The following is a 3,584-nucleotide window of genomic DNA, read 5'->3' on the forward strand; positions in this document are numbered from 1 at the left end:
GCGCCGGCGCTCGAGCAGCCAGTCGGGAAAGTAGGAACCGGTGCGGAGTTTGGGGATCGCCAGCTCCACGCTGCCGGCGCGGGTGTCCCAGTCCCGGGCCCGGTAGCCGTTGCGGGAGTTGACCCGCTCGGCGCTGCGTTCCCGATAGCCGGCGCCGCACATCGCGTCGGCCTCGGCCGCCATGAGCGTCTCGGCGAACTGTTTGATCATCGCCCGGAGCAGATCCGGGCTTGCATCAGCGAGCCGGTCGTTCACCCAGCCCGCCACATCGTTCACACTGTCTGACGCGGCCATCGAGTCTCCTCCCTCGAGAACTCTAAGCACTCGAAGGATCACGCGGTGGCCGTCTCATATCCCGACGCCACGCCGTTGATCAGCGACGACGTCGTACACCACGTCCCTGGACGCAACCTCGTCCTCCTCCTGAAGGCGATCGTGACCTGGCTACGCGCGTTAGGAGACACGCCCTAGGCACTCGGCAGGCCAGTGTCCCAAGACCCGGGCAGGGAACAGGTCAGCGCCCTGCTCCCTGCCCGGGGATCACAGGCTGGATATCCAGCGCGTACCTCCCCGACGAGCATGGCTCGACACGCGAGCCCCGTCAGCACGCCGGGGGCTGCAACGGCACTCGACAGGGCGTTCCTCGACTCGCGGGTCTGATGGACTGCTGAACACCTGGTCGGCGAGTCGAACCGGATGGGATTGGTACTCGATCGAACGTGACCGACCCATCAGTGACCTGTAGAACACGCGAGTGCCGGTGCGGTACTAGCAGCTGACTTTGTGGAGGCCGACGAGCAGATCCGCCGAATGCCAGACAGGCTCAGCGCGAGACCGCGATAGAGCAGCCTCCGCTGCACGGACCGGTGCTGCAGTGCAGCGGGCCGGTGATGCAGCCCGGGGTGCAGAGCGACTTGCTCGTGATCCGGGAGGTAGCTGCCGCCGGTGGTCCGTCAGTCCGGACATCCAGGTCAAATTCAGACATCATGCCGATCCTTTCATGGTACGGATGAGCCGAGGGTAGCTCCGTCGGCGGCAGAACATTGACCGGTGTCCATCACCCATATTTCACGTGCAAATCACAGAGGGCTCTTGCTCGGCAACCCACGGTCATCGAGGCCACTTTCGACCTGGACATAGGGCTACTTAATCGTACAACTCCGACTGATGATGAGTAAGATAGGTTACAAAACTTGCGCAACCAGCGTGCCTCGGCAGAGCTTGGACGAGGTCGTGGAGGCGAGCCCGGGAGGAGACGCCGGGGGGCGATGATGAGCTGTAAGCAAGGCGCCGATACAATGCGCAACAGGGCAGGTCCCCTCTCGGGCGAGGATGGGAGACCTGCACCGCCAAGTGAGATAGAAATACTCGGTAGCTGTACGATTAACGGACGCAGCGTCGGGTGCATTAAGGTGGTCGAGCTGGTGACTGCGCTTGCAGTCGCCGGTGGACGGATGCATAGGACCCCCCTTCAAAGGCGGCTCTACGAGCAGGACATTGCCGAATCGACGTTACCGACACTTGCCTACCGGGCTCGTCGGCTTGGAATTGATGTGCGGTTCGACCGCAGCGGTCGGCAGTTTCGATTGTATCCGGTTCCAGAGATCGATGCGTTGCATGTTTTCGCGCTGGTTAGATCTCAGAAGGTCGCCGAGGCATTAGCGCTCTATCGCGGTCCGTGCCTTCCCACTAGCCACAGCCCGATCGCTGAAGCACTGAGATACAGTCTCGAATCCTGTCTGGCGGATGCCGTGATACGTAGTGCTGACCGAAAGCTCATCAGGTCAGCCGCCCGCCGGATCGAAACGTGGAGTTTCGCAGAGCATACGCTGCGTGGGGATGACCCCATTAGCATGGTGCTGGGACACTCATACCTGGGTGGATACGGGCTGCTGTCGGGGGAATGAAGATGGATGTTTCTCTACTCCGGCCCTTCGTTCCGATGGATCCGATCGAGACACACCCGGTGACTCAGTTGGTGGCCGAGGATCTCTTCTCTCGTTTGTGGCTCGGCCAGAGCTGGACGCTTGACCCGACAGCGATCTGTGCCCATCTTGCGGGCGCTGACATCAGAGTACCGATCGGTATCGGCGTGTCGGTAACAACTGCACGTCACCCGATTCAGGGCGCCTTGGAGGCGCGCACAGTGACCGCTGTGACAGGGCACGTCCCGCACGTAGCATTCGGCCCAGGCAGCCTCGCGCTCCAGAACGCTCTGCTGGGCTCAGCACTCCGCCGCCCGGTAACCGAAACATCCCGTTTCCTCGCCGAAGTTCGGAATGAACTCGGGTCACCGACACGATCCGGTGAGAGTCCCAGTCCGCCCGTTCGTCTGCCACCGTCAGTGGCACCGATGCCCCGACTCGGGATGGGGGTGCTGAGGACTGCGATGGCTGAGGCGGCTGGCCGGTGTGCGGATTCGGCCGTACTATGGATGACCCCGACAGCTTATATTGAGCATACCATTATTCCTGCATTGGATCGCGGTAGTGGGCGAGCCGGGGTCTCACGACCATCTGTCGTCGCGATGATCCCAACGGTCCCTGACAGTGCCCGGGTTAATCCGATCAACGCGACCGATTCCACTGTAGGGGGACACATTAAACTCGCCCACTACCGCGACATGTTATGCCGCGCCAGCCTGGTGATGAGCGGCGATCGACATGCTGATGCGATTACTCTCATGTCCGGCGGCGCTGTACTGCACGGTGACCAGGCTGAGTTTGCTGCGGGTATGAGACGTTTCGAACGGGCAGGCGTCGATGATCTAGTCATAAACCTCACAGGTGTACACCATCTGGCTGGCCCTAGTGCTGTCGGCTCAGCTGTAGACGAAGTTCTCGCGGCGGCGCAGCTTGCAGGAGTCGGACCCCACGGCTCATGGTCAAAAGAAAGGAAGGATCGGTGAGTACGCTCTCAGAAATGGTGATGTTACGGTGCCCGACTTGTTCGGTCGACCGGTATCCGGCTCGGCCAGCGGACGTCGAGCCCGTCGATGATATCCGTCGGATGTGGACTGACCCGGTACTCCGGGAGTCGGTGAGGGTAGCCAGCTCGGTTCTCTACGATGGGATCGTCCGGTTGCTTGTCTCGCCGGACGATCTCAACCGGAAGAAAGTAGAGTCTTTACGCCGCGCCCTCGTTCGCTATGCTGTGCGTATCTCGACCCGAACCACTCCGTTCGGAACGTTTAGCGGCTTCGCGATGGTCGGAGTGCGCGACGGGGATCCGGTGCAACTTGGTGCAGCTCATCGGAAGCATGCGCGAGTCGGATCAGAGTTCGCCCGGAAACTGGCTTGTGATGTAGATCCGCTACGCGATGAGATGCTCGTCCAGCTGAATCCTACAGCTGTGATGAGGTCCGATCGGCTCACTTCTTTCGTACGCCCCCGCGGCAATGACGGCAGCGTGAACGAGAGCAGCAGCGTTCGGGCAACGCAGCCAGTGCTCGCGGTCCTGCGAATTGCTCAAACCCCGGTCCGTGTCGACGCGCTCCTTCAGAAATTGGCTGCAGAGTTTCCAGATGTGGACGCGACAGTTCTCCGTGACTTCCTGCGAGAGTTGAGTGATGCCGGACTTATCGT

The 3,584-nt window shown here is 61.3% G+C and carries 5 protein-coding genes; 3 read left to right on the forward strand and 2 right to left on the reverse strand.

Annotated elements, in window-relative coordinates:
* Both FVA95_RS27940 and FVA95_RS34140 read right to left on the reverse strand, forming a co-directional pair.
* Nucleotides 1-294 (reverse strand): transposase (locus tag FVA95_RS27940; RefSeq protein ID WP_193564365.1); only part of this gene is annotated, 294 nt, incomplete at its 3' end.
* A gap of 529 nt (nucleotides 295-823) precedes the next feature.
* A complete protein-coding gene (locus FVA95_RS34140) occupies nucleotides 824-988 on the reverse strand; it encodes a gallidermin/nisin family lantibiotic (RefSeq protein WP_149666801.1) in 165 nt (54 codons plus the stop codon).
* A gap of 424 nt (nucleotides 989-1,412) precedes the next feature.
* Here FVA95_RS34140 and FVA95_RS27950 point away from each other — a divergent pair, with 424 nt between their 5' ends.
* From FVA95_RS27950 to FVA95_RS34150, 3 genes are all read left to right on the forward strand, one after another.
* A complete protein-coding gene (locus FVA95_RS27950) occupies nucleotides 1,413-1,907 on the forward strand; it encodes a hypothetical protein (protein WP_149666802.1) in 495 nt (164 codons plus the stop codon).
* 35 nt (nucleotides 1,908-1,942) lie between these two features.
* Nucleotides 1,943-2,908: an LLM class flavin-dependent oxidoreductase gene (locus tag FVA95_RS34145; RefSeq protein WP_161992508.1), complete on the forward strand. Its 966-nt coding sequence runs from the start codon at nucleotides 1,943-1,945 to the stop codon at nucleotides 2,906-2,908.
* Between the two features lie 101 nt (nucleotides 2,909-3,009).
* On the forward strand, nucleotides 3,010-3,584 hold a 575-nt coding region (locus tag FVA95_RS34150; RefSeq protein ID WP_368667377.1), incomplete at its 3' end, for a lantibiotic dehydratase.

The sequence above is a fragment of the Pseudonocardia sp. EV170527-09 genome (assembly GCF_008369905.1).
Taxonomy (GTDB): domain Bacteria; phylum Actinomycetota; class Actinomycetes; order Mycobacteriales; family Pseudonocardiaceae; genus Pseudonocardia.

Coding starts and splice junctions, on each gene's coding strand:
- FVA95_RS34140 (WP_149666801.1), bottom strand. CDS start 988: ATGATGTCTGAATTTGACCTGGATGTCCGGACTGACGGACCACCGGCG.
- FVA95_RS34145 (WP_161992508.1), top strand. CDS start 1,943: ATGGATCCGATCGAGACACACCCGGTGACTCAGTTGGTGGCCGAGGAT.